The sequence below is a fragment of the Kitasatospora sp. NPDC096140 genome, assembly GCF_040303045.1.
Classification (GTDB): domain Bacteria; phylum Actinomycetota; class Actinomycetes; order Streptomycetales; family Streptomycetaceae; genus Kitasatospora.
In genome coordinates this window covers 1-23,430 of the sequence record NZ_JBEOUW010000066.1, presented here as the reverse complement: position 1 = coordinate 23,430, position 23,430 = coordinate 1, and the positions used below count along the sequence as shown (strand labels likewise).

Sequence of the window (23,430 nt, the reverse complement as noted above, 5' to 3'; positions counted from 1 at the left end):
CCGGGACCATCCGTGGGACGGAATCGCGATCACGAAATGATCGTCAGATGAGCACAGCACACCCGCATGTGTCGACCCCGGGGCGTCGGCCCGCATCCGTCGCCCCTGCCGCGGACCGCGCCCCCGCCACCGCGGCCACGGAACGCCGGAGGCCCGGGGCAGCGGTGCCCCGGGCCTCCGGTCCGGCGGGTGATCAGGCCGGCAGAACGGTCTCTGATCAGGCCGGCAGAACGGCCTCCAGCGCGGCGATCAGCTCCTCCGACTCCGGCTCGACGCGCGGCCGGATCCGGGCGGCGACGGTGCCGTCCGGCGAGATCAGGAACTTCTCGAAGTTCCAGGAGACGTCCCCGGCCTGGCCCTCGGCGTCGGCGACCTGGGTCAGCTGCCGGTACAGCGGGTGCCGGTCGTCGCCGTTGACCTCGATCTTCTCGAACAGCGGGAAGGTCACGCCGTACGTGGTGGAGCAGAAGGTCCCGATCTCCTCGGCGCTGCCCGGCTCCTGCCCGGCGAACTGGTTGCACGGGAAGCCCAGCACGGTGAACCCGCGCCCGGCGTAGCGCTCCTGCAGGCGCTCCAGCCCGGCGTACTGCGGGGTCAGGCCGCACTTGGAGGCGACGTTGACGATCAGCAGCGCCTTGCCCTTGTGGTCGGCCAGCGAGGTCGGCTCGCCGGTGAGGGAGCGCAGCGGGATGTCGTACAGGCTCACGGTGGTGGTCCTTTCGGCAGGTTGGCAGCGGTTTCCGCCCGGGCACACGGTAGCGGCCCCGGACGGGTCAACCGTGTCGGCGCCGCCGGTGTTCCGGACGCGAAGGGGGTGTGCGGAGCGGCTCGCACACCCCCTTCGCGGCAGGTCAGAGCGCGAGCGGCCGGATCGCCGTCGGCGCGTGCTCGGGCAGGGTGGCGAGCTCCTCGAACTCGTTGACCTTGTCGATGTCGCTGCCGCTCATCGCGATGTTGGTGACCCGCTCCAGGATCGCCTCGACCACCACCGGGACCCGGAACTCGGCGGCCAGCTTCTTGGCCTCCTCGAAGGCCGGCAGCAGGCCCTCCGGCTCGGTGACCCGGATCGCCTTGCAGCCCAGGCCCTCGGCGACCTTGACGTGGTCGACGCCGTAGACGCCCAGCTCCGGCGCGTTGATGTTCTCGAACTCCAGCTTGACCTGGAAGTCGATGTCGAAGTTGCGCTGCGCCTGGCGGATCAGGCCCAGGTACGAGTTGTTGACCAGCACGTGGACGTACGGGATCCGGTGCTGCGCGCCGACCGCCAGCTCCTCGATCATGAACTGGAAGTCGTAGTCGCCGGAGAGCGCGACGATCTGGCCCTCGGGGTCGGCGGTGGCGACGCCGAGCGCGGCCGGGATGGTCCAGCCGAGCGGGCCGGCCTGGCCGCAGTTGATCCAGTGCCGGGGCTGGTAGACGTGCAGCATCTGCGCGCCGGCGATCTGGGAGAGGCCGATGGTGGTGACGTAGCGGGTCTCCGGCCCGAAGGCCCGGTTCATCTCCTCGTAGACGCGCTGCGGCTTCAGCGGCACGTCGTCGAAGTGGGTGCGGCGCTGCAGCGTGGCCTTTCGCTCCTGGGTGGAGGCGGCCCACGCGCTGCGGTCCTTGAGCCGCCCGGCGGCCTTGAGCTCGCCGGCGACCTGGACGAAGAGCTCCAGTGCGGCCTTGGCGTCGGAGGCGATGCCGAGGTCCGGGGCGAAGATCTTGCCGATCTGGGTGGGCTCGACGTCGACGTGGACGAACTTCCGGCCGGCGGTGTAGACGTCCAGGCCGCCGGTGTGGCGGTTGGCCCAGCGGTTGCCGATGCCGAGGACGAAGTCGGAGGCGAGGAAGTTCTCGTTGCCGTAGCGGTGCGAGGTCTGCAGGCCGACCATGCCGGCGTTCAGCTCGTGGTCGTCCGGGACGATGCCCCAGCCCATCAGGGTCGGGATCACCGGGACGCCGGTCAGCTCGGCGAACTCCAGCAGCAGCGCGGAGGCGTCGGCGTTGATGACGCCTCCGCCGGCGACGATCAGCGGGCGCTCCGACTCCTGGAGCAGTGCGATGGCCTTCTCGATCTGGATCCGGTTGGCGGCCGGCTTGTAGACCGGGAGCGGCTGGTAGGCCTCGGGGTCGAAGTCGATCTCGGTCAACTGGACGTCGATCGGCAGGTCGATCAGGACCGGGCCGGGGCGGCCGGAGCGCATCAGGTGGAAGGCCTGCTGGAACACGCCGGGGACCTGCGCGGCCTCCAGCACGGTGGTCGCCGCCTTGGTGACCGGCTTGGCGATCGAGGCGATGTCGACGGCCTGGAAGTCCTCCTTGTGCAGCCGCGCGACGGGCGCCTGGCCGGTGATGCACAGGATCGGGATCGAGTCGGCGATGGCCGAGTACAGGCCGGTGATCATGTCGGTGCCGGCCGGGCCGGAGGTGCCGATGCAGACTCCGATGTTCCCGGCCTTGGCGCGGGTGTAGCCCTCGGCCATGTGGGAGGCGCCCTCGACGTGCCGGGCCAGTGTGTGCCGGATCCCGCCGGAGGCCTTGAGGGCGGCGTAGAACGGGTTGATGGCTGCGCCCGGCACACCGAACGCGACCTCAACGCCTTCGAGCTTGAGGATCTCCACGGCCGCGCGGGCGGCTGTCATACGAGGCATCGGGTCTCTCCTGCGTCGGCCCGCAGTGGCTCGGAGGGCTCATCTCCTGAATTCCACCATACGGAAGAACGGTTTCTGTATGTGGAAACAAGGTAGGGCGGGGCTCCTCGGGGCGTCAAGGGGGACTTCAACAGAATGTGGAAGCCCTGGGGTGCGGGGTCGGTGCGGGCGGATTCGCACGCCAGGGCGGCATCCGCGCTGGTGTGCGCGGGGAAGCGGACGTTCCGCGCCGGGAAGCGCACCCGGTGTGCAGTGACCGTGAAGGGACGGTGCACGAGCCGGCCCGCCCCGCCGCCCTGGGTACCGTCGGTGGCACGCCGGGCCCGTGACGTCCACCTGAGGCCGCGGCAGGGGGGTTCGGGAACGCCGGGGACGGGGGAGCTCCGTCGGCGGCCCCGTCCAGGACCAGCGCGCCCGGTCCGCCGCACCCGAGCGAGGGACGCACCCCCTGCCCGCGCCGACCCCCACTCGCCGCCGTGCCGCCACCCGCCGTCGTCCCGTCACTCTCCGCCGTCCCCGCTCCCGGTCCGGCGCACATCTCCTGCCGACCGGCGACCCGTGCGCGGGCGGGCGGGTGAGTGAGCGGCACGCCGACCCCGTACGGCGACCCTCCTCGTACGGCAACCCTCCTCGTACGGCAACCCTCCTCGTACGGCAACCCCCGTACCGCAACGGCGTGCCCGCAGCGGCGGGCGCGCGGAAGGAACGTCCCCATGCGCTGCTGCACCCCTGCCCGACCCCCGGTGGTGACCGGGTGAACCGCCCGCCGCACGGGAGCGAGGGCCCGCCGGGCCGCCCCCGGAAGAACGCGCCGCCGGGCCCGGCCCGGTCCCCGATCGCCGCGCTGCGCGCCGTGCCCTGGCGCCGGGACCTGCCCGCCTCCCTGGTGGTCTTCCTGGTCGCCCTCCCGCTCTGCGTCGGGGTGGCCGTCGCCTCCGGCGTGCCGGCCGAACTCGGCCTGGTCACCGGCATCGTCGGCGGCCTGGTGGTCGGCGCCCTGCCCGGCAGCAGCCTCCAGGTCAGCGGACCCGCGGCCGGACTGACCGTGCTGGTCGCCGACGCTGTCCGGGAGTTCGGCGCCGGCGCCCTCGGCCTGCTGGTGCTCGCCACCGGCCTGCTCCAGCTCACGATGGGCGCCCTGCGGCTCGGCCGCTGGTTCCGCGCGATGTCCGCCTCGGTGGTGCACGGCATGCTGGCCGGCATCGGGCTGACCCTCGTCTTCGGCCAGCTCTACGCGCTCGCCGACCGCCGCGCCCCGGCCACCGGGCCGGAGAAGATCGCCGGGCTGCCCGCCCTGCTGAAGGACGTCGCCACCACTACGGCCGACCCCGGCGCCGTCGCTCTCGGTCTCGGCACGCTGCTGGTGCTGGTCGGCTGGAAGTACCTGCCGGAGCGCGCCGCCCGCGCCCTCCCCGCGCCGCTGGCCGCCGTCGGCCTCGCCGCCGCCGTCACAGCCGCGGCCGACCTGCCCGTCGCCCGGATCCGGGTCGCCGGCCTGCTCGACGTCGTCCGGCTGCCCGAACGCGGTGCGCTGGGCGCCCTCGCCGGCACCGCCGGGATCGGTACGGTCGTCGCCTTCACCCTGATCGCCTCCGCCGAGACGCTGTTCAGCGCCGCCGCCGTCGACCGGATGCACCACGGACCGCGCACCGACTACGACCGCGAGCTCACCGCCCAGGGCGTCGGCAACACCGTCTGCGGACTGCTCGGCGCGCTGCCGATGACCGCGGTGATCGTCCGCAGCGCCACCAACGTCCAGGCCGGGGCGAGGACCAAGGCCTCCCGCTTCCTGCACGGGTTCTGGCTGCTGCTGTTCACCGCGCTGCTGCCCGGGGTGCTCGGACTCGTCCCGCTCACCGCACTGGCCGCCGTCCTGGTCCACGCCGGTGCCAAGCTCGTCCCGCTGCGCCGGATCGTCGCGCTCTGCCGCGGCCACCGGGGCGAGGCGCTGGTGCTCGTGGTGACGGCGGTCGCGATCATCACCACCGACCTGTTCGAAGGGGTGCTGATCGGCGTCGGGCTGGCGGTGGTCAAGTCCGCCTGGCAGACCTCGCACCTGCAGATCGCGGTGGAGGAGCTGGTGCCGCCGAACGGCCCGGCGCTGCACCGGGTCCGGCTGAGCGGCAACGCCACCTTCCTCCGGCTGCCCAGGCTGCTGGACGCCCTGGAACGGCTGCCGGACGACCGGCCGGTCGAGCTGGACTGGTCCGGGCTGCGCCACCTGGACCACGCCTGCACCGTCGCCCTCGCCTCCTGGGCCGCCCAGCACCGGGCCCGCTCCACCGCGCCGCTGGCCGTCGAACCGCCGCTGCCTTCGGTGGTCTGACGGGGCGTCCGTCTAGCCTGGTGGCCGACCCGGGTCGGGGCGACCCGGGGCAGGTCGATCCGGGTCGGGTCGATCCGGGCCGGCCCGGGCCGGCCGCCGGTGCCCCGTGGACACGAGGAGCGTGGAACTGTGATCGCAGCCTTTTCGGTGACCCCGCTGGGGATCGGCGAGGACGTGGGGGAGGCGGTGGCCGCCGCCGTCCGGGTGGTCCGGGCGAGCGGGCTGCCCAACCGCACGGACGCGATGTTCACCAGCATCGAGGGGGAGTGGGACGAGGTGATGCCGGTGATCAAGGAGGCGATCGAGGCGGTGAAGGCCCACAGCAACCGGGTGAGCACGGTCATCAAGATCGACGACCGGGCCGGGGTCACCGACGGCCTGACCGCCAAGGTCGCCTCGGTCGAGCGGCACCTCGCGGAGGGCTGAGCGCAGCCCGCCGAGCGCGGCCGCCCAGCCCAGCCGCCGAACGCGGTCCGCCCGGGTCGGCCCGCCGAGCGCGGCCCGCCGGGTTCGGGCGTGCCGCGCTCGGTGCGCCGGGGTCAGCCCGAGGTCGGTTGGGCGGCCGGTTCGGCCGGGCCGGCCACGGGCGGGCGGGTGAGCAGTCGGTCCAGGGCGTACGGGCCGGAGCCGAGCACCGCGATGGTCAGGAACGCCCAGCAGAACATGACCGAGGCCTCGCCGCCGTTCTGCAGCGGCAGCAGCGCGTGCTCCTGGTGGACGGTGAAGTAGGCGTAGGCCATCGAGCCGGAGCAGAGCAGGGCGGCCGTCCTGGTGCCGGCGCCGAGCAGCACCAGGACGCCGCCGACCAGCTGGATCAGCGCGGCCCACCAGCCGGGCCACTGGCCGAGCGGGACGGTGCCGCCGCCCTTGGCGCCGCCGAGGACGCCGAAGAGCGAGGCGGCGCCGTGGCAGGCGAAGAGCAGGCCGACGACGATCCGATAGGCCGTCAGCACCAGGGGCCGGGCCGTCTCGACGGCTTCGCGGGGGGTGGTGGGGACGTGAGCGGACATGCGGAACGCCTCCTGTGGGGGAAGGAGGGATGGGGCGGTAAGGGTAGCCTTGGTCTAGTCCACTTGGCAATGCTCTGTCAGGCATCGACCGCGGTCGGTGCTCACCGTTTCTTGACTGATCGTTCTGGAAATGGCTAGCGTGTGGGACATGGCGCGAACGAAGGAATTCGACCCGGACGCGGCGCTGCAGGCGGCCCTGGAGCTGTTCTGGCGGCGCGGCTACGAGGCCACCTCGATGGCCGATCTGGTCGAGGGGCTCGGCATCGCCCGGGCCAGCATCTACGCGACCTTCGGGAGCAAGCACGAGCTGTACCTGCGGGCGCTGGAGCGGTACGCCGAGCAGACCGATCCGGTCCTGCTGGCGGAACTGTCCCAGCCCGGCCCGGTGCTGCCGGCCGTGCGGGCGATGGTCCGCCGGTACGCGGCGGAGTCGGCCGGGGACGGGCGGGAGCGCGGCTGCTTCGTCACGAACACCGCCGTCGAGCTCGCCCCGCACGACCCCTCGGCGGCCCGTCGGGTGGGCGCCAGCCTCGGCCACCTGGAGGCGGTCCTCACCGCCGCCCTGGTGCGGGCCGGGGCGCAGGGCGAACTGCCCGCCGGGCGGGAGCCCCGGGCGCTCGCCCGGCTGCTGATGGTGCTGATGCAGGGCATGCGGGTGATGGGCAAGACCGCCGACGGCGCGGCCCGGGTGGGGGACGCCGCCGAGCAGGCCCTGACGCTGCTGGACCGGGACTGACACCGCTGGACCGGGACTGGCGCTGCTCGACGGGGGCTGACGGTGCCCGACCGGGATCGATGCTGCCCGGACCGGGACTGACGAGACGTTCGAAGGTCCGGTCGGACGGACTCTGCTGTCCCAATTCTGAACCGAACGGTCATTATAGGAGGGGCTCATGGGTGTCACAGGGGGGCGCATGCGCGGCGGTCCGGCGGGCCGGTCCGGCTTCGCGCTGCTCGGCGTCGTACAGGCGGTGCTGATCTTCACGATCATGGTCCTCACCGTGCCGCTGCCGCTGGTGGCCCGCGAGTTCGGGCTCGGGCCGTCCGGGGTGCTGCTGCTCAGCGCCGCGTACGGACTCACCTTCAGCTCGCTGCTGCTGCTCGGCGGCCGGCTCACCGACCGCCACGGCGGGCGCCGGATGCTCCGCTGCGGCCTGCTGCTGCTCGCCGCCTCCTCCGTCGCCTGCGCCCTCGCACCCGACTACCCCGTCCTGCTGGCGAGCCGTCTCGTCCAGGGCGCCGGCGCGGCCCTCACCGCGCCCGCGGCGGTGGCGGTGGTCCGTGCGCTGCACCCCGAACCCGCCGCCTACCGGCGGGCGATGGCCACCTGGGGCGGCCTGTCGGTGCTCGGCGCGACGGTCGGCAGCGTGGTGTCGGGCGCGGTCGCCGCCGCGGTCTCCTGGCGCTGGCTGTTCGCCGTGCCCGTGCTGGCCGCAGCCGCCGGACTCGCCCGCTGCGGCACGCTGCCCGCCGCCGCCCCCGCAGGGCGCCGCCCGGCCCTGGACCTGCGCGGCGCGCTCCTGGCCGCCACCGCCGTCTGCGCGGTGAGCTACGCCCTGGTGGCGTCCACCGACCACGGCTGGACCAGCCCCGAGGTGTACGGGCCGCTGCCCGCCGGGCTCGCCCTGCTGCGCGCCTTCGCCGCCGCCGAACGCCGCACCGCCGACCCCCTGTTGCCGCCCGGCTTCCTGGCCGACCGGCGCCGCGGCACCGCCCTCGCCGCCGTCATGGCGACCGCCGCCGGCACCGCGCTGACCTTCGTCCTGCTCTCGCTCTACCTCCAGCAGCTGCGCGGCTGGAGCGCCGCCGCCACCTCCGCCGCCTTCCTGCCGTACGCGGCCGTCCTGCTGCTGTCCGGGCGCCTGGCGGCCCTGCTGGTCCTGCGGCACGGGCCGGTGCCGGTCACCGCCGGCGGGCTCGCCGTGGCGGGCGCCGGACTCGGCCTGCTCGCCGGGCTCACCCCCGGCAGCGGGTACGCCACCGGGCTGCTGCCCGGACTGCTCCTGCTGCCCGCCGGAGCCGCCGCCGCCTTCGCCGGAGCGGCCGTCCTCGCCACCGGCGGGGTCGGGCCCGAGCGCACCGGCCTGGCCGCCGGCGTGTTCAACACGGCCATGGAACTCGGCCCCACCGCCGGACTGGCGGCCCTGATGTCGCTCGCCGCCACCCGCCCGAGCGTGGTCGGCGGCTACGCCGCGGCCTTCGCTGCGGGCGCCCTCGGCCTGGCGCTCACCGCCGTCGCGGTCGCCACCCTGCCCCGGTCCGCCAGCGCGGCGGAACCCCTGACCACCACACCACCAGAACCCACCAACCAGATCGAGGAGTTCACCTCATGACCACGCGTTTCGCCGACAAGTCCGTCCTGGTCACCGGCGGCGGCAGCGGCATCGGGCGGGCCATCGCGCTCGCCTTCGCCCGGGAGGGCGCCCGGGTCGCCGTCGCGGGCCGGACGGCCGCCCCGCTCACCGAGACCGTCGAGCTGATCGAGCAGGCCGGTGGCAAGGCGGTCGCGCTGACCGGCGACGTCACGAACGGCGAGGACGCCGCCCGCCTGGTCCGCGAGACCGTCGAGCAGTTCGGCGGGCTGGACGTCGCCGTCAACAACGCCGGGGTGATCGGCGCGCTCGGCCCGGTCGCCGACATCGACGAGGCCGAGTGGCAGCGGCTGATCGGCATCAACGTCACCGGCACGCTGCTCGCCATGAAGCACCAGATCGGCCACCTGCGGGCGCACGGCGGCGGCGCGATCGTCAATGTGTCGTCCAACCTGGGCGCCCACCGGCGGGTCGCGGGGGTCGGGGCCTACGCCGCCAGCAAGGCCGCCGTCACCGCGCTGACCCGCGCCGCCGCGCTCGACCACATCGCCGACGGTGTGCGGATCAACACGGTGAGCCCCGGCGCGGTGGACACCCCCATGTCGGGCCGGCCCGGCGAGAGCGCCGCCGAGAAGGCCGAGCGGATGCGGAACGACATCCCGGTCGGCCGGGCCGGCGCCGTGGAGGAGGTGGCCGCCGCGGTGCTGTACCTGGCCTCGGAGGAGGCGGGCTACACCGTCGGCAGCGACCTCGTCCTGGACGGCGGCTCCAGCGCCTGAGCCGTGCGGGCGGCGGCCCGGGCCCGGCCGCCCAGGGCCCGGCCGCGGCCCCTGAGCCGCGGTCGGGCGGGGCTCACTCGCCCAGCCAGTCCCCGGGCACGGCCTCGTACAGCGCCTCCAGGGCTTCCGGGGTGCGTGCCCGGGCCGTCATCCAGGCGTCCTCGACCACCGAGACCAGGACGTCCGGCCCCAGGTACCAGCGGCAGCCCCGGCCGAGCGCCGGCAACTCCAGGAAACCGTCCGGAAGTTCGTCCGGCGAATCGACGAAGTCGGTCAGCTCGTCGTCCTCCAGCAGCTTCTCCGTCATCGCCATCACCGCGGCCGCCGTCGACAGGCGCTCCTCCCAGGGCTCCCAGCGCTCCCGCGACGTGTCCGCGAGGTCCGGCCGCATCACCGTCGGCGGGTCCTCGCGCTCCACGTCGTCGAGCAGCACGCCCCAGTGCGCGCAGCCCTGGTTCTCCGCCCGGTAGACCAGCGCGCCGTCCAGCACGTACAGCTCGTCCGGCGTCAGCAGCACGTCGTGGTTGCTCGTGAGGTCCGCCCGCCGCCCGAACAACCGGTACGCCTCGCGCAGCGCCGCCGGCAGCCGCAGGCCCAGCCGCCGTTCGGCCGCGTCCAGTTCGGCGTCCGCGAAGCCGTCGTCCGGCCCCAGCGGCTCGCCCCAGTACGCGGCGAAGCCCCTGACGAGTGCCCAGGCGCCCGCGCGGCTGCGCACACTTCCGGCCATTGCGGTGCGTATGTCGAATTCCGTTTCGTCCACCCGCGCACCGTACGGCACCCCTGCGACAACGCCGCGGAACGCTTCGCGGCCCGTCCGGGCACGACCGGCCGAATCTGACGCGAACGCGTAATCCCGGGGACACCGGTTGATCACTGCGGGGTTCCCGCCGCGTCGCGTGGGCAGGACACGGTTTCGGCCGGAACCGACTTCACGAAAGGCGGACGCGCACCGCATGCCGACCGCACTGCACACCGCGCCCCGGGCGGGCCGCCGGAGCCGCTGGGGCGAACACGGGCTCGCCTGGGCCTTCCTGCTGCCCTCCCTGGCGGTCTTCGTCCTCTTCATCGGCTACCCGCTGGGGCGGACGATCTACCTGAGCGGACACGCCAACGACCTCTTCGGCGCGCCCTCCCGCTACGTCGGGACGAAGCACTACACCGACCTGCTGACCTCGGCGGACTTCCGCCGCACCCTCGTCACCACCGGGCTGTTCACGCTGCTCACCGTGGTGCCCGGGGTGCTCGGCGCGCTCGCGCTGGTGCTGCTGCTGGAGAACCGGATCCGCAGCGTACGGCTGCTGCGCTCCGCCTTCGCGCTGCCCTTCGCCTTCTCGGTCGCCAGCGCGTCCGTGGTCTTCGCGGTGTTCTTCAACCCCGCCAGCGGGGTGCTGAACGGCCTGCTCTCGCACGTCGGCCTCGGCCCCGTCGGCTGGCTGACCGACACCCGGTACGCGCTGGTCTCGGTGGCCGTCACCACGGTGTGGATGAACCTCGGCTACAACGTGCTGGTGCTCTCCGCCGGCATCGGCTCGATCCCGCAGGAGGTCGTGGAGGCGGCCCGCATCGACGGCGCGTCGGGCCTGCGACTGGCGCGCTCGATCACCGTTCCGCTGCTCGGCCCCAACCTGTTCTTCCTGACCGTGGTCTCCACCGTCCACGCGCTGCAGAGTTTCGGCCAGATCCACATCCTCACCAAGGGCGGGCCGGACGGCTCCACCCGGACCCTCGTCTACTCCGTCTACGAGAAGGCCTTCGCCTACGGCTCCAGCGACTTCGGCACCGCGAGCGCCCAGGCCGTGGTGCTGCTCGTGGTCGTCCTCGCCTGCACGGCCGTCCAGTTCGGCGTCCTGGAGCGGAAGGTGCACTACGCATGACCACCATCGCCACCACCGAGGACGTCGAGCGGCCCCGCCCGCGCACCCGCGCCCTCGCCGGCCGCTCCCCGCGCGACCTCCTCGGCCGCGCCGCCGTCTACCTGCTGCTCGCCGTCGCCGTCGTCACCGTGGCCTTCCCGGTGTACTACGCGATCGCCGGCGCGTTCATGGGGCCGTCCGAACTCTCCACCTACCCGCCCGCGTTGGTGCCGCACTCGGTCACCGGGCGGAACTTCTCCGGCGCCGTGGACGCGATCCCGCTGGCCCGCCAGTACGCCAACTCGGCGGTCGTGGCCACCGTCATCACCCTCGCCCAGCTGTTCACCTCGATCCTGGCCGCCTACGCCTTCGTCTTCCTGCCGCTGAGGGCGCGGGCCGCGGTGTTCGGGGTGTTCCTGGCGACGCTGATGGTCCCGTGGGAGGCCATCATCATCCCCAACTACCTCACGCTGTCCGGCTGGGGGCTCGGCAACACCTACTTCGGCCTGGTGCTGCCCTTCCTGGCCTCCGGCTTCGGCACCTTCATGCTGCGCCAGGCCTTTCGCCAGCTGCCCGGCGAACTGCGCGACGCCGCCCGGATCGACGGGGCCGGCCACTGGCGCTTCCTGTGGCGGATCGTCGTCCCGCTCAACAAGCCCGCGCTCGCGGCGCTGTCGATCTACGTCTTCCTGTCCGCCTGGAACCAGTACTTCTGGCCGCTGATCATCACCCGCACGGCGGACATGCAGACCCTGCAGATCGGTCTCACCTCGCTGCGCGACTCCGAGATGGCCGACCCCGGGCTGATCCTGGCCGGCGTCGTGCTCTCGCTGCTGCCCACCCTCGCCCTGGTGGTCTTCGGCCAGCGCTTCATCGTCCGCGGCCTCACCGCGGGCGCGGTGCGCTGACCGCCCCTACCGTCCACGCCCGTTCCCCCGATCAGAGAGAGAACCCCCGTGAAGAAGAGTGCACGCGCGCTCGCGGCCCTGCTGGTGGCCGGCCTGTCCCTGACCGCCTGCAGCTCCTCCGGCTCCGGCTCCGGCACCGGCGGCTCCAACGACGCCGCGGCGCCCGGCGCCCAGGCGCTCGACCAGGCGTCCGGCGTCACCGGCGTCGAGTTCTGGCACTCGATGACCGGCAAGAACGCCGAGGTGCTCACCGGCCTGGTCGACCAGTTCAACGCCGCGCACCAGGGCAAGATCGAGGTCAAGGCGCAGTTCCAGGGCAAGTACGACGAACTGGTCACCAAATACAAGGCCGCGGTGCAGCAGAAGGGCACGCCCGCCCTGGTGCAGGTCTACGACATCGGCACCCGGTTCATGATCGACTCCAAGCAGACCGTCCCCGCCCAGGCCTTCGCCGACAAGGACGGCTACGCGCTGGACGACCTGGACGCCAACATCCGCAACTACTACTCCGTCGGCGGCAAGCTGCAGTCGATGCCGTTCAACTCCTCGATGCCGCTGCTCTACCTGAACACCGACGCCTTCAAGGAGGCCGGCCTCGACCCGGCGCAGGCGCCCAAGGACCTCGACGAGCTGGGCGAGCTGGCGAAGAAGCTGACCAAGAAGGACGCCGACGGCAAGACCGTCCGCTACGGCTTCGGCGCGGCCATCTACGGCTGGTTCGTCGAGCAGCTGCTGGCCGAGTCCGGCGCCATGTACTGCGACAACGACAACGGCCGCAGCAACAAGGCCGGCAAGGTCGTGTTCGACTCCGCACAGGGCGCCCGGATCGTCCAGTGGTGGGCCGACCTGGTCAAGGGCGGCTACGCGGCCAACACCGGCCGCACCACCGACGACGCCCAGGCCGCCTTCAAGGCCGGCACGGTCGCGATGCACCTGGAGTCCACCGGCGTGCTGCGCGGCTACACCGAGGCGGCGAAGTTCGGTGTCGGCACCGCCGCCTTCCCGAAGGTCACCGCCGCCGACCAGGGCGGCCCGGTGATCGGCGGCGCCTCGCTGTGGATCAGCGGCCCCGGCCACTCGGACGCCGAGAAGCGCGCCGCCTGGGAGTTCGAGAAGTTCGTGACGGCCCCCGAGCAGCAGGCCGTCTGGCACACCGGCACCGGCTACTTCCCGGTCAACAAGAAGTCCCTGGACGACCCCAAGGACAAGGAGTGGGTGGCCAAGTACCCGCAGTTCCAGACCGCGATCGACCAGCTGAAGAGCACCAAGCCCACCCCGGCCACCGCCGGCTGCCTGCTCGGCGTGATGCCGCAGGCCCGCAAGGGCGTGGAGACCGCGATCGAGCAGACCGTCTCGGGCAGCAAGTCGGCCCAGCAGGCGCTGGCCGACGCGGCCAAGGAGCTCCAGCCGGCGATCGAGAGCTACAACAGCTCGGTCGGCTGAGCCGACACCGCCGCACCACCACGCTCCGGACGACGGCCCGCCCCGCGCAGCACGCGCCGGGCGGGCCGTCGCCCGTCGGGCCCGTTGCCCGTCAGGCCGAGGAAGCGAAGCAGCGTCCGTCAGGCCGTGAGCGCCTCGCCGTGCCCGCCGTCCGCCGGCAGGGCGCAGGCGGAGGCGAGCTCGTCGAGCGAGAGGCCGAGCGCGAAGGCCAGCGCCGCGATGGTGAAGAAGGACGGTGTGGGTGCCCGTCCGGTCTCGATCTTGCGCAGCGTCTCGGCCGAGACGCCGGCCACCGCCGCCACCTCGACCATGCTGCGCTCGCCACGCGCCTCGCGCAGCAGCGCGCCGAAGCGCTCCCCGCGCTCGCGCTCCCACGGGGTCAGCGGAGTCCTCACCATGGCGTCGAGTCTAGGCCCCGTCCGGCCCGTCGTCCCCGGGGCCCGTCGCGCCCAGGGCCCGTCGCCCCCAGGGCCCGTCGTCCTACTGCTCGGGCCAGGTGGGGAGGCTCGCCGGGCCGCCCGGACGGGTGGGGTTCAGCTCCAGGCAGAGGACGACGATGCTGCTCCTGCGCTCCTCGCTGTACGAGCCGAAGACCTCGTCCGGCTCCGTGTCGCAGGCGTGCTTGGCGTCACCGTCGTGGACGACCTTGGTGACCTTGTAGTCCGCGGTGGGCTTGGCGCAGTCGACGAGCTCCATCTTCGGCTTGCCGCCGCCGCCGAGGTCGTGCACGCAGTTGCCGACCTGCGCGGCCTCCGGCTCGGACTTGCTGGCGTAGTTCGACACGATCAGGCCGCCGGCCATCAGCGCGACCAGGAGGAGCGGTCCTCCCACGCGGCGGCCGAGCTTGCGGGCCCGGGAGGGCTGCGGGGTGGGGGTTCCGGCGCCCCAGGGCTGCTGGGCGGCCGGCTCGGCGGGCTGCGGGGTCTCGTCGACGGGGGTGGTCGGCGGGGTCGTCACGTGGATTCCTCATGGTCAGATCATCTGATTGCGCCGCCGAACACTAGCGGATCGCGGACCACCCCGATCACCACGTCTCCGCAGGCGGGCCGCCTGCGGCCGCCTCCCGTCCCCGCCGCCGACTCCCGTACGGAACCGCCCGGGTGATGCTCGTGCACCATCGACCGTGATACAAATACCGGTATAAGAATTGGATCCAGGGGAGTGGTCACCATGGTCGAACTCAAGTCGGACGCCGCCCTCGACGCGATGCGCGAGGCCGGGCGGGTGGTGGCGGACGCGCTCGCCGCCGTACGGGAGGCGGCTGCGCCCGGCGTCAGCCTGACGGAGCTGGACGAGGCGGCCCGCGGCGTGCTCGACGCCGCCGGGGCGAGCTCCCCGTTCCTCGGCTACCGCCCGTCCTTCGCGCCGGTCCCGTTCCCCGCCGTCATCTGCGCCTCGGTCAACGACGCCGTCGTGCACGGCATCCCGAACGGCTACCGGCTGCGCGACGGCGACCTGGTGAGCATCGACTGCGGTGCCGTACTGGACGGTTGGGCCGGTGACGCCGCCGTGAGCTTCACCGTGGGCACCGCCCGCCCCGAGGACACCGCACTGATCGAGGCCACCCAGCGCGCCCTGGACGCCGGCATCGCCGCCGCCGTGGTCGGCAACCGGACCGGCGACATCTCCCACGCCATCGGCCGGGTCGTCCGCGCCGGGCGCTACGGCACGCCGGAGGGGTACGGCGGGCACGGCATCGGCCGCCGGATGCACGAGGACCCGCACGTGTCCAACACCGGCCGCCCGGGCCGGGGTTACCCGCTGCGCCCGGGGCTGGTGCTGGCCATCGAGCCGATGCTGATCGCCGGCGGCCGGGACGACTACACCACCGACCCGGACGGCTGGACGCTGCGCAGCGGTGACGGCTCCCGCGCCGCCCACATCGAGCACACCGTCGCCGTCACCGAGGACGGCCCGCGCATCCTCACGCTCCGCTGAGCGCCCGCCGGCCCGGCGAGGGCCGGCACCGGGCCGGCACCGGGGTCGTACCCAGGCCCGCACGCGGCCCGCGCAGGCCCCTAAGCTCGACGTCATGACCAAAGGCGTGATGTTCGATTTCTCCGGCACCCTCTTCCGGGTCGTCTCCACCGCGGAGTGGCTGACGGCCCACACCGCCGCCGCCGGCCCCGGCCTGCCCGCCCGGGAACAGGCCGAACTGGTGGCCAGGCTGGAGGAGTTCGGTGCGCTGCCCGGAGGCGTCCCACCGCGCCGGATTCCGGGCGGGATCCAGGAGGCCTGGGACACCAGGGACCTGACCCCCGAACTGCACCGCACCGCCTACACCGCGCTGACCCGCGCCGCCGAGCCGCCCGCCGGCCTCGACGTCGACGCCCTGTACGAGTCCCACATGGCGCCCGAGAGTTGGCGCCCCTACCCGGACGCCGGGCCCGTCCTGCGCGAGCTGCGCCGCCGGGGCGTCCCGGTGGCCGTGGTGAGCAACATCGGCTGGGACCTGCGCCCGGTCTTCCGGGCCCACGGACTGGACGACCTGGTCGACACCTACGTCCTGTCCTACGAGATCGGCGCGCAGAAGCCCGACCCGGTGATCTTCGAGACCGCCTGCGCCCGGCTCGGGCTGGCCCCGGCCGACGTGCTGATGGTCGGTGACGACCGGGTCTGCGACGGCGGCGCGACCGCGCTCGGCTGCGGCTTCCACGCCGTCGACCACCTGCCCGTCGACCGGCGCCCGGACGCCCTCGCTCCACTGGTGGCGGCACTGCCGGAGTGACGCGCCCGGGGTGACGGAGGACACGAGGTGGCGCCCCGCCGCCCGGAGTAGCGTGCGGGGCATGAACGATCAGGACTTCACCACCCGCGTCACCGTCCGCGGGTACGAGACCGACAGCCAGGGCCACCTCAACCAGGCGGTCTACCTCCAGTACGCCGAGCACGCCCGCTGGGAGTACCTGCAGGCGGCCGGGATCCGCCAGGCCGACCTCGTCGCCAAGGGCGTGGGCCCGGTCGTCCTGGAGACCACGGTCAAGTACCTGCGGGAGCTGCGCGCGGGCGACTCGGTGGACGTCAGCTGCTCGTTCAGCTGGCGGGACGGCAAGACCTTCCAGGTGGTGCAGCGGCTGGTCCGCGAGGACGGCGTGCTGGCCGCCGAGATCACCGGCGTCGGCGGCATCCTCGACCTGGCCGCGCGCCGGCTGGTCGCCGACCCGCGGGAGCCGCTGCGCGCGCTCGCCTCCGACCCGGCCGTGCTCGGTCTCTGACCCGCGTCCGATCGGCCCCGCCGGGTCCCGACCCGGGCTCCGATCCGCGTGACCACACCGTCCGTCCCTCCACCGCCGGAGGCCGCACCTCGCTGCGGCCTCCATCCGGATCCGGCCTCCATCCGGATGCCGCCTGCCCCCGATGCCGCCTGCCCCCGGATGCGGCCTGCATCCTGACGGGGCGTCCACCGGATGCCTTCTGCACCCCGCAGTCGGGGGTTTGCCCCACCCCCGACCGGCCCGCTGCCCGGATGGGGCCAAGAACCCTGTCACAGCAGACTCTTGGGCATGCCGAAGAACACGATCACCGTCACCGCCGCCGCGACCGCGGCCGCCGCCCTCGCCGTCACCGCGCTGACCGCCCTGCCCGCCGCCGCCGACGCCGAGCGGTCCGGCGGGGCCCGCCTCACCTGGTCCGCCTGCCAGGGGCAGGTCGACCCGCGCCAGCAGTGCGCCACCGTCACCGTCCCGCTGGACTACCGCGATCCGCACGGCGAACAGATCACCCTCGCGGTCTCCCGCATCCCCGCCGCCAGGCCGGACCAGCGCCACGGCGTCCTGCTCACCATCCCCGGCGGGCCGGGCGGCTCCGGCCTCAACGTCCCGAGCAACGCCGCCAAGCGCCTGCCGCAGTCCGTCCTGGACCGCTTCGACCTGGTCGGCTTCGACCCACGCGGCGTGGGCCGCTCCACCCCGGTCAGCTGCGGCCTGGACCGCTCCGACCTGTCGATGGTCAAGCTGCACTCCTGGCCCGCCGCCGACGGCACGATCGACGGGAACGTCGCCTACGCGCGCCGCGTCGCGGAGACCTGCGCCCGCAACGGCGGCCCGGTGCTGCGCAGCATCTCCACGCCGAACGAGGCCCGCGACATCGACGCCATCCGCCGGGCGCTCGGCGAGCGCCGGATCTCCGCCTGGGGCACCTCCTACGGCACCTACGCGGGCGCGGTCTACGCCACGATGTTCCCCCAGCGGACCGACCGGATCGTGCTGGACAGCAACGACGACCCGGACCCGACCCGGGTCGAGCGCGGCTGGCTCGCCGCCTACGGCCAGGGCGTGGAGGACCGCTTCCCGGACTTCGCCGCGTGGGCGGCCTCGCCCGGCAACCCGGACCGGGTCGCGGACACCCCCGAGGAGGTCCGTCCGCTCTTCCTCGACCTCGCCGGCCGCCTGGACCGCACGCCGCTGCCCTGGCCCGGCGCCGATCCGGCGGAGCTGAACGGGAACGTGCTGCGCGAGGCGATGCTGCAGAGCATGTTCGCGGACGCGAAGTTCCCCGACCTCGCCCGACTGATGCTGGCCGGCCTCGGCCGCCGGCCGCTGCCCGCGCCGGTGACGCCGCCGGAGCAGGCGGTGCAGAACTCGATCGCCGTCGCGGTCGGCACCCTGTGCAACGACGTCGACTGGCCCACCGACCCGGCCGCGTACGCCAAGGACGTCGCCGCGGAGCGCGCCGCCCGTCCGCTCACCGCGGGCATGCCGGTGAACGTGTCGCCCTGCGCCTTCCGTCCGTTCGGGCCCGCCGAGCCGGCGGTGGAGGTGACCGACCGGGGCCCGGCGAACGTGCTGCTGACCCAGAACCTGCGCGACGTCGCGACCCCGTACCGGGGTGCGCTCAAGCTGCGTGCCGCGCTGGGGGAGCGGGCCCGGATGGTCACGGTGGACTCGGGCGGTCACGACGTGTACGTGGCCAACGGGAACGCCTGCGGCGACGCGGTGGTGACGGACTACCTGGTGACCGGGCGACGCCCGGCCGAGGACGTCTTCTGCCCGGCGGGCTGAACGGACAGCCGATCGGGCGGCCCAGCCGCAGCCGAGCGGCGGCCGAGCCGCCGTCAGGAGCCGGCCGAGGACCGGAAAGCTGGGTATCGGCTGGGGAGTTGCCGAACGGACGCTGAACGGCCACTACGGCACGCAGGGCCAACAGGCCGTGGGCGAACGGCCCTTGTCCCTGCGTGCACGTCCGTTCGACCCTCGCGAATGAGTCGAATCTGTCGCGATTTTGTGACAATCCTTCGCCTGCACCCCGCCCGCAAGGTGTGTCCACGGCCTTAATGTTCGAACTATGTCACCGAAGAGCCGTCGCCGCATACCCGCCCCGGACCCGGGCGACACCTGGGTGCCGCGCCCGAGGCGCCGTGAGACCCCCCTCGGAATCCTGGGCCACGCGGCCAAGTTCCTCGGCGCCAGCGTGCTCGGCGGCGTGCTGCTGGCCGGCCTGATCCTCCCGGCGGCCGGCGCGGTGGGCCTCGGGGCGAAGAACGGCGCCGAGGGCTTCGAGAGCATCCCCGACGACTTCAAGACCCCGCCGCTCACCCAGGCCACCCAGATCTTCGACGCCAACGGCGGGCTGATCGCCAAGGTCTACGAGCGCGACCGCACCGTCCTCACCGCCGACCAGATGTCCCCGCTGATCCGCCAGGCGCAGGTCGACATCGAGGACGCCCGCTTCTACGAGCACGGCGCGGTGGACCTCAAGGGCGTCCTGCGGGCCGTCACCAAGAACGCCGAGAGCGGCGCCACCGTCCAGGGCGCCTCGACCCTGACCCAGCAGTACGTGAAGAACGTCAACGTGGAGAAGGCCGGGGACGATCCGGAGGCGGTGCGCGAGGCGCAGCGCAAGACGCTCGGCCGCAAGATCCAGGAACTCCGGTACGCCATCAAGCTGGAGGAGGACCTGAGCAAGGAACAGATCCTCACCAACTACCTGAACATCACCTTCTACGGCCACCAGGCGTACGGCATCGAGGCCGCCTCGCAGCGCTACTTCAGCAAGGCCGCCAAGGACCTGACCCTCCCCGAGGCGGCGATGCTCGCCGGGCTGGTGCAGAACCCGTCGCAGTACGACCCGAAGCTGCACCCGGTGGCCGCCCAGAAGCGCCGCGACACCGTCCTGGACAAGATGGTGGAGAGCAAGCACATCACCGCGGACCAGGCCAGGGAGGCGAAGGCCGCCCCGCTGGGCCTCGACTACAAGGACCCGCAGAACGGTTGCATCACCGCCAAGGCGGGCATGGGCTTCTTCTGCGACTACGTGCGCCACGTGGTCAAGCAGGACCCGGCGTTCGGCAAGAGCGCGGCCGAGCGCAAGACGCTGTGGGACACCGGCGGCCTGAACATCTACACCACGCTGGACCCGGAGAAGCAGGCCGCCGCCCAGAACGCCGTCTCCACCAAGGTGTACGTCACCGACCCGGTCTCGGCCGCGATGACGATGGTCCAGCCCGGCACCGGCAAGATCCTGGCGATGGCGCAGACCCGCCCGTACGGGCTGGCCAAGGAGAAGAACGAGACCGTCGTCAACTACAACGTGGACGCGGCGATGGGCGGGGGCATCGGCTTCCAGCCCGGCTCCAACTTCAAGCCGATCGTGGCCGCCGCGGCCCTGGAGGCCGGCCTGTCGTCGACCCAGCGGTACGACGCGCCGAACCGGATGGACTGGCCGACGATGAAGACCTGCGACGGCACCTGGAAGAACCTCGACAAGGGCAAGAAGACCGGGACGATCCCCAACGAGTCCGAGTCGGAGAAGGGCCCGTACGAGCTGAAGCAGGCCATGGCGCTCTCGGTCAACACCTACTTCGTGCAGATGGAGCAGGAGATCGGCCTCTGCGCGGTCAAGCAGATGGCCAACAAGCTGGGCGTGGCCGGCAAGGCGGACGGCTCGCCGCTGCAGGAGGTGCCCGCACTCGGCCTCGGCACCCAGGAGGTCAGCCCGCTGACCATGGCCAACGTGTACGCGACCTTCGCCGCCCGGGGCAGCTACTGCGCGCCGATGGCGATCAACCGGATCACCACGGTGGACGGCAAGGAGGTGCCGGTGCCGCAGGCCCAGTGCAGCCAGGCGATGTCCGAGGACACCGCGGACGTGATCAACAGCGTGCTGCTCGGGGTGACCGAGAAGGGCGGCACCGCGCGGGACCTCGGCCTGGACGACGGCCGTCAGATCGCCGGCAAGACCGGCACCACGGACGAGAAGAAGTCGGCCTGGTTCACCGGCTACACGGGCAACCTGGCCGGCTCGGTCTGGCTCGGCAGCCCGGGCACCAAGGTGCCGATGCGCAACATCCGGATCGGCGGCAAGTACCAGGCCGAGGTGTTCGGTGCGACCGGCCCGGGGCCGATCTGGCAGAAGGCGATGAGCGACGCGGTCCGGAACATGCCGGAGAAGGACTTCACCACCGTCTACATCCCGGACCCGCCCAAGCGCGACCCGAACTGCAGCACCCCCAGCGGCTCGCCGGGTTCGGTGACCTGCACCGGCGCCCCCGCCACCGGCGGCTCCGGGAACAACGGCAACAACGGGAACAGCGGCAACAACGGCAACCAGGGCAAGCCGCGCGGCACCGACCAGACCGGCCGCTCCGCGCCGTCCACCCCGGCCGACCCCGAGGACCGGTAGCCGGAGCCCGCCCCCGGCCGGCCCCGCCTGAGTACCCGTACTCATGCGGGGCCGCGCCGCGTCGGCGGACGATGGCGCCATGCCGCACAGCATCCTCGGCGTCCCCGCCGTCCTCTGCCCCTCGATCGGCTACCTGGCCGGCTACCTGGTGATCGGCCTCGCCGCCGCGCACGAACTGCGCGCGGGCAGGAGCACCGCCGGCGCCGTGCGGCAGTGGACGGCGGTGGTCTGGACGATGCCGGGCTTCCTGTCCGCGATGACGCTCAACCCGTTCCCGGACGGCACCGCGGCCCGCTTCCTCTCCGCCACCGCCCTCGGCGCGGCCGGCAACGCCGCGCTGCTCGCCCTCATCGCGCACGCCCTCGGGCTGGGCTGAGCACCCTGTTACCGGGCCTCGACCGGTTCGCCGCTGTCCTGGTCGAGGTTGAACACCCGCCGGTAGGAGTCGGTCACCACGGTGATCTGCTCCCGCCCGGTCCAACTCGCCTCCACCAGGCGGGCGTCGTCCGGGCTCCCGCCGATGTCGGCCAGCGACCAGCGCCGCGCCCCCCAGCCCTCGCCGGCCTCCAGCAGGATCTGCCAGTGATCGCCGGGCGCCGACCCGGAGGCGTACGAGCGGTGCACCACCACCAGCGACCGTTCCGCCCCCGCCGGTGCGGTCTCCCGGCTGCGGGTCTCGGCCGCCGACACCTTGTGCGCGGCCAGCACGCCGAGCAGGAACACCACCCCGGCGGTCACCGTGACCGTGCGGGTGGCCGTCCGCAGGGCGGCGGCGCGCAGGTCGCCCAGCCAGGCGGCCGCGATCAGCGCCGCCAGCGCCGCACCGAGCAGCAGCTCCGGCCGGTTGAGCAGGTCGGCGACCAGCATCCGGCCGCCCGAGCGGCTCTCCCACTGGCCCTCGGTGTACAGCAGTACGGCGGCCAGCCCGAAGGCCGCCAGCAGCCGGACCAGGACGCGCCTGGTCCGGGACGTCCGCTTGTCCATCGTCCCCCCGTTCACGGTGTCACAGCTCGGCGAGCAGTGTGCGGCCCTCCGGCCAGTCGTCCAGTCCGGACTCGGAGTTGAGGTGCCCGAACGCGCCCGGCTCGACGTACCGGGCGCCCCAGGCCGCGGCGAAGGCACGGGCCCGGTCGGGGGAGACCCACGGGTCGTCGGTCGAGGAGACCACCACGGTCGGGAACGGGAACGGCGCCAGTGCCACCGGGCGGAAGCCGGTCAGCTCGGGCACCTCCGCGGTGTCGACGTCGGCCGGGGCGACCAGCAGCGCGCCGCGGACGGCGGCGGTGCGGTCGGCGCCGGCCGTGGCCACCCAGTGGGCCGCGGTGATGCAGCCCAGGCTGTGGGCGACCAGCACCACCGGGCCCTCGGCGGCGGCCGCCGCCACCGCCGCGTCCACCCGGGCCACCCAGTCCGCCCGCTCCGGGAGCTCCCAGTCCGCCTGCTCGACCCGGCGGAAGGACTCCGGCTCGGCGGCCTCCCAGCGGGTCTGCCAGTGCTCGGGGCCCGAATTCTGGTAGCCGGGCAGGACGAGGTAGGTGGTGCGGTCCGGCATCGGGCTCCTCCGGAGAAGGTCGGTCGTGGGCAGCAGGAGTCTAGGACGCGGTGCGTACGGTGCCGCAGCCGGGCGGCAACCGGCGCGCACTCCTTGCAACCGGCGTGCGCACCTCCGGATGCGCCGTCATGCGCCCGGTGCGCCCTGTTGCCAACGGTGCGACGGGTGCGGCACGTTGGACCGGGCCCGGGGTGGGCGCCACCACCCGCCGCCCGCACGGGACCTGACGTCCGATCACACGGAGGGATGCCGACGATGGCACCGAAGATCCTGCTCGTCACCGGGGACGCCGCCGAATCGCTGGAGGTGTTCTACCCCTACCAGCGGCTGCGCGAGGAGGGCTACCAGGTCGACATCGCGGCACCGACCAAGAAGCGCCTGCAGTTCGTGGTGCACGACTTCGTCGAGGGCTACGACACCTACACCGAGAAGCCCGGCTACAGCTGGCCCGCCGACATCGCGCTCGCCGACGTCGACCCGGCCGACTACGCGGCCCTGGTCATCCCCGGCGGCCGCGCCCCCGAGTACCTGCGCAACAACCCCGACGTGCAGCGGATCGCGCAGCACTTCTTCACCGGCGACAAGCCGGTCGCACAGATCTGCCACGGCCCGCTGATCACCGCCGCCGCCGGGGTCCTGGACGGCCGCCGCACCTCCGCCTACCCGGCGCTGGCCCCGGACATCAAGGCCGCGGGCGCCGAGTTCGTCGAGAGCGAGGCCGTGGTGGACGGCGTGGTCGTCTCCGCACGCGCCTGGCCCGACCACCCGGCGTGGCTGCGGGCGTTCATCGAGGTCCTGCGCAAGCACGCCCCGGTGGCCTGACGCCCCGGCCCGACGCCCCGGCCCGCCACCGTCGTCGAACCCGCGGCCGGACCCGGGGCCCGGGGCCCCCCCCCCCCCGGGGGGGGGGGGGCCGGGCGCGGGGGGGGGGGGCGCCCCCCCCGGGGCGGGGGGGGGCGGGGCCCCCCCCCGGCGCGGGGTGGGATAGCCGGGC

23 protein-coding genes are annotated in these 23,430 nt (G+C 73.4%); 15 read left to right on the top strand and 8 right to left on the bottom strand.

The window, feature by feature from the left end; translation table 11 throughout:
* Positions 1-217: 217 nt before the first annotated feature.
* Positions 218-706 carry a glutathione peroxidase gene (locus tag ABT048_RS38905; protein ID WP_350526371.1) on the bottom strand — a complete coding sequence of 163 codons (489 nt, stop codon included), beginning with the start codon at positions 704-706 and terminating at the stop codon, positions 218-220.
* Between the two features lie 145 nt (positions 707-851).
* Positions 852-2,624 (bottom strand): glyoxylate carboligase, encoded by a 1,773-nt coding sequence (gene gcl, locus ABT048_RS38900; protein WP_350526383.1) that lies wholly within the window; start codon positions 2,622-2,624, stop codon positions 852-854.
* Positions 2,625-3,468: 844 nt separating this feature from the next.
* Between gcl and ABT048_RS38895 the strand changes: the two genes are divergently transcribed.
* Positions 3,469-4,959: a SulP family inorganic anion transporter gene (locus ABT048_RS38895; protein WP_502894127.1), complete on the top strand. Its 1,491-nt coding sequence runs from the start codon at positions 3,469-3,471 to the stop codon at positions 4,957-4,959.
* A 129-nt stretch (positions 4,960-5,088) separates the two neighbouring features.
* Entirely contained in the window at positions 5,089-5,385 is a 297-nt protein-coding gene (locus ABT048_RS38890; RefSeq protein ID WP_350526370.1) for an MTH1187 family thiamine-binding protein, read from the top strand.
* Between the two features lie 113 nt (positions 5,386-5,498).
* Here the strand turns inward: ABT048_RS38890 and ABT048_RS38885 are convergent, their stop codons facing one another.
* Positions 5,499-5,969 (bottom strand): DoxX family protein, encoded by a 471-nt coding sequence (locus ABT048_RS38885; protein WP_350526369.1) that lies wholly within the window; start codon positions 5,967-5,969, stop codon positions 5,499-5,501.
* Between the two features lie 148 nt (positions 5,970-6,117).
* Here ABT048_RS38885 and ABT048_RS38880 point away from each other — a divergent pair, with 148 nt between their 5' ends.
* The 3 genes from ABT048_RS38880 (at position 6,118) to ABT048_RS38870 (ending at position 9,060) form a co-directional block, all read left to right on the top strand.
* Entirely contained in the window at positions 6,118-6,705 is a 588-nt protein-coding gene (locus ABT048_RS38880; protein WP_350526368.1) for a TetR/AcrR family transcriptional regulator, read from the top strand.
* 157 nt (positions 6,706-6,862) lie between these two features.
* Entirely contained in the window at positions 6,863-8,302 is a 1,440-nt protein-coding gene (locus ABT048_RS38875) for an MFS transporter (RefSeq protein ID WP_350526367.1), read from the top strand.
* Entirely contained in the window at positions 8,299-9,060 is a 762-nt protein-coding gene (locus ABT048_RS38870) for an SDR family NAD(P)-dependent oxidoreductase (RefSeq protein WP_350526366.1), read from the top strand. Before ABT048_RS38875 ends, ABT048_RS38870 begins: the two co-directional genes overlap by 4 nt.
* Before the next feature lie 73 nt (positions 9,061-9,133).
* On the opposite strand, the gene ABT048_RS38865 is transcribed toward ABT048_RS38870, so the two are convergent.
* Positions 9,134-9,820: an SMI1/KNR4 family protein gene (locus ABT048_RS38865; RefSeq protein ID WP_350526365.1), complete on the bottom strand. Its 687-nt coding sequence runs from the start codon at positions 9,818-9,820 to the stop codon at positions 9,134-9,136.
* A 193-nt stretch (positions 9,821-10,013) separates the two neighbouring features.
* Here ABT048_RS38865 and ABT048_RS38860 point away from each other — a divergent pair, with 193 nt between their 5' ends.
* Genes ABT048_RS38860 through ABT048_RS38850 form a run of 3 tightly spaced genes read left to right on the top strand, consistent with a single transcriptional unit; the run spans position 10,014 to position 13,264 of the window.
* On the top strand, positions 10,014-10,934 hold the full coding sequence (locus ABT048_RS38860; protein WP_350526364.1) for a carbohydrate ABC transporter permease: 921 nt from the start codon (positions 10,014-10,016) through the stop codon (positions 10,932-10,934).
* A complete protein-coding gene (locus ABT048_RS38855; RefSeq protein WP_350526363.1) occupies positions 10,931-11,821 on the top strand; it encodes a carbohydrate ABC transporter permease in 891 nt (296 codons plus the stop codon). The genes ABT048_RS38860 and ABT048_RS38855 overlap by 4 nt, the downstream gene beginning before the upstream one ends.
* A gap of 48 nt (positions 11,822-11,869) precedes the next feature.
* Positions 11,870-13,264: an ABC transporter substrate-binding protein gene (locus ABT048_RS38850; protein ID WP_350526362.1), complete on the top strand. Its 1,395-nt coding sequence runs from the start codon at positions 11,870-11,872 to the stop codon at positions 13,262-13,264.
* A gap of 119 nt (positions 13,265-13,383) precedes the next feature.
* On the opposite strand, the gene ABT048_RS38845 is transcribed toward ABT048_RS38850, so the two are convergent.
* Together ABT048_RS38845 and ABT048_RS38840 are read right to left on the bottom strand one after the other, a co-directional pair.
* Positions 13,384-13,662, bottom strand: a complete 279-nt coding sequence (locus ABT048_RS38845; protein ID WP_350526361.1) for a helix-turn-helix domain-containing protein — start codon at positions 13,660-13,662, stop codon at positions 13,384-13,386.
* An 82-nt stretch (positions 13,663-13,744) separates the two neighbouring features.
* On the bottom strand, positions 13,745-14,221 hold the full coding sequence (locus ABT048_RS38840; RefSeq protein WP_350526360.1) for an LppU/SCO3897 family protein: 477 nt from the start codon (positions 14,219-14,221) through the stop codon (positions 13,745-13,747).
* Positions 14,222-14,434: 213 nt separating this feature from the next.
* On the opposite strand from ABT048_RS38840, the gene map reads away from it, so the two are divergent.
* From map to ABT048_RS38810, 6 genes are all read left to right on the top strand, one after another.
* The gene (gene map, locus ABT048_RS38835) at positions 14,435-15,202 is read left to right on the top strand and encodes a type I methionyl aminopeptidase (protein ID WP_350526359.1); all 768 of its coding nucleotides are present in this window, start codon (positions 14,435-14,437) and stop codon (positions 15,200-15,202) included.
* Positions 15,203-15,296: 94 nt separating this feature from the next.
* Positions 15,297-15,992, top strand: a complete 696-nt coding sequence (locus ABT048_RS38830) for an HAD-IA family hydrolase (RefSeq protein WP_350526358.1) — start codon at positions 15,297-15,299, stop codon at positions 15,990-15,992.
* Between the two features lie 61 nt (positions 15,993-16,053).
* Entirely contained in the window at positions 16,054-16,479 is a 426-nt protein-coding gene (locus ABT048_RS38825; RefSeq protein ID WP_350526357.1) for an acyl-CoA thioesterase, read from the top strand.
* Between the two features lie 288 nt (positions 16,480-16,767).
* The gene (locus tag ABT048_RS38820) at positions 16,768-18,264 is read left to right on the top strand and encodes an alpha/beta hydrolase (RefSeq protein WP_350526356.1); all 1,497 of its coding nucleotides are present in this window, start codon (positions 16,768-16,770) and stop codon (positions 18,262-18,264) included.
* Between the two features lie 283 nt (positions 18,265-18,547).
* The gene (locus tag ABT048_RS38815) at positions 18,548-20,884 is read left to right on the top strand and encodes a transglycosylase domain-containing protein (RefSeq protein ID WP_350526355.1); all 2,337 of its coding nucleotides are present in this window, start codon (positions 18,548-18,550) and stop codon (positions 20,882-20,884) included.
* Between the two features lie 79 nt (positions 20,885-20,963).
* Complete coding sequence (locus tag ABT048_RS38810) at positions 20,964-21,260, top strand: hypothetical protein (RefSeq protein WP_350526354.1); 297 nt, start codon at positions 20,964-20,966, stop codon at positions 21,258-21,260.
* Positions 21,261-21,268: 8 nt separating this feature from the next.
* On the opposite strand, the gene ABT048_RS38805 is transcribed toward ABT048_RS38810, so the two are convergent.
* The gene (locus ABT048_RS38805) at positions 21,269-21,868 is read right to left on the bottom strand and encodes a hypothetical protein (RefSeq protein ID WP_350526353.1); all 600 of its coding nucleotides are present in this window, start codon (positions 21,866-21,868) and stop codon (positions 21,269-21,271) included.
* Between the two features lie 19 nt (positions 21,869-21,887).
* A complete protein-coding gene (locus ABT048_RS38800) occupies positions 21,888-22,436 on the bottom strand; it encodes an RBBP9/YdeN family alpha/beta hydrolase (RefSeq protein ID WP_350526352.1) in 549 nt (182 codons plus the stop codon).
* A gap of 255 nt (positions 22,437-22,691) precedes the next feature.
* Here ABT048_RS38800 and ABT048_RS38795 point away from each other — a divergent pair, with 255 nt between their 5' ends.
* Complete coding sequence (locus tag ABT048_RS38795) at positions 22,692-23,258, top strand: DJ-1/PfpI family protein (RefSeq protein ID WP_350526351.1); 567 nt, start codon at positions 22,692-22,694, stop codon at positions 23,256-23,258.
* The last annotated feature ends 172 nt before the right edge of the window (positions 23,259-23,430 follow it).

Bases quoted from the DNA above. Each gene is read 5' to 3' on its own strand.
- gcl (WP_350526383.1), bottom strand. From the start codon at position 2,624: ATGACAGCCGCCCGCGCGGCCGTGGAGATCCTCAAGCTCGAAGGCGTT.
- ABT048_RS38885 (WP_350526369.1), bottom strand. From the start codon at position 5,969: ATGTCCGCTCACGTCCCCACCACCCCCCGCGAAGCCGTCGAGACGGCC.
- ABT048_RS38880 (WP_350526368.1), top strand. From the start codon at position 6,118: ATGGCGCGAACGAAGGAATTCGACCCGGACGCGGCGCTGCAGGCGGCC.
- ABT048_RS38875 (WP_350526367.1), top strand. From the start codon at position 6,863: ATGGGTGTCACAGGGGGGCGCATGCGCGGCGGTCCGGCGGGCCGGTCC.
- ABT048_RS38870 (WP_350526366.1), top strand. From the start codon at position 8,299: ATGACCACGCGTTTCGCCGACAAGTCCGTCCTGGTCACCGGCGGCGGC.
- ABT048_RS38860 (WP_350526364.1), top strand. From the start codon at position 10,014: ATGCCGACCGCACTGCACACCGCGCCCCGGGCGGGCCGCCGGAGCCGC.
- ABT048_RS38855 (WP_350526363.1), top strand. From the start codon at position 10,931: ATGACCACCATCGCCACCACCGAGGACGTCGAGCGGCCCCGCCCGCGC.
- ABT048_RS38845 (WP_350526361.1), bottom strand. From the start codon at position 13,662: ATGGTGAGGACTCCGCTGACCCCGTGGGAGCGCGAGCGCGGGGAGCGC.
- map (WP_350526359.1), top strand. From the start codon at position 14,435: ATGGTCGAACTCAAGTCGGACGCCGCCCTCGACGCGATGCGCGAGGCC.
- ABT048_RS38830 (WP_350526358.1), top strand. From the start codon at position 15,297: ATGACCAAAGGCGTGATGTTCGATTTCTCCGGCACCCTCTTCCGGGTC.
- ABT048_RS38825 (WP_350526357.1), top strand. From the start codon at position 16,054: ATGAACGATCAGGACTTCACCACCCGCGTCACCGTCCGCGGGTACGAG.
- ABT048_RS38820 (WP_350526356.1), top strand. From the start codon at position 16,768: ATGCCGAAGAACACGATCACCGTCACCGCCGCCGCGACCGCGGCCGCC.
- ABT048_RS38815 (WP_350526355.1), top strand. From the start codon at position 18,548: ATGTCACCGAAGAGCCGTCGCCGCATACCCGCCCCGGACCCGGGCGAC.
- ABT048_RS38810 (WP_350526354.1), top strand. From the start codon at position 20,964: ATGCCGCACAGCATCCTCGGCGTCCCCGCCGTCCTCTGCCCCTCGATC.
- ABT048_RS38805 (WP_350526353.1), bottom strand. From the start codon at position 21,868: ATGGACAAGCGGACGTCCCGGACCAGGCGCGTCCTGGTCCGGCTGCTG.
- ABT048_RS38800 (WP_350526352.1), bottom strand. From the start codon at position 22,436: ATGCCGGACCGCACCACCTACCTCGTCCTGCCCGGCTACCAGAATTCG.
- ABT048_RS38795 (WP_350526351.1), top strand. From the start codon at position 22,692: ATGGCACCGAAGATCCTGCTCGTCACCGGGGACGCCGCCGAATCGCTG.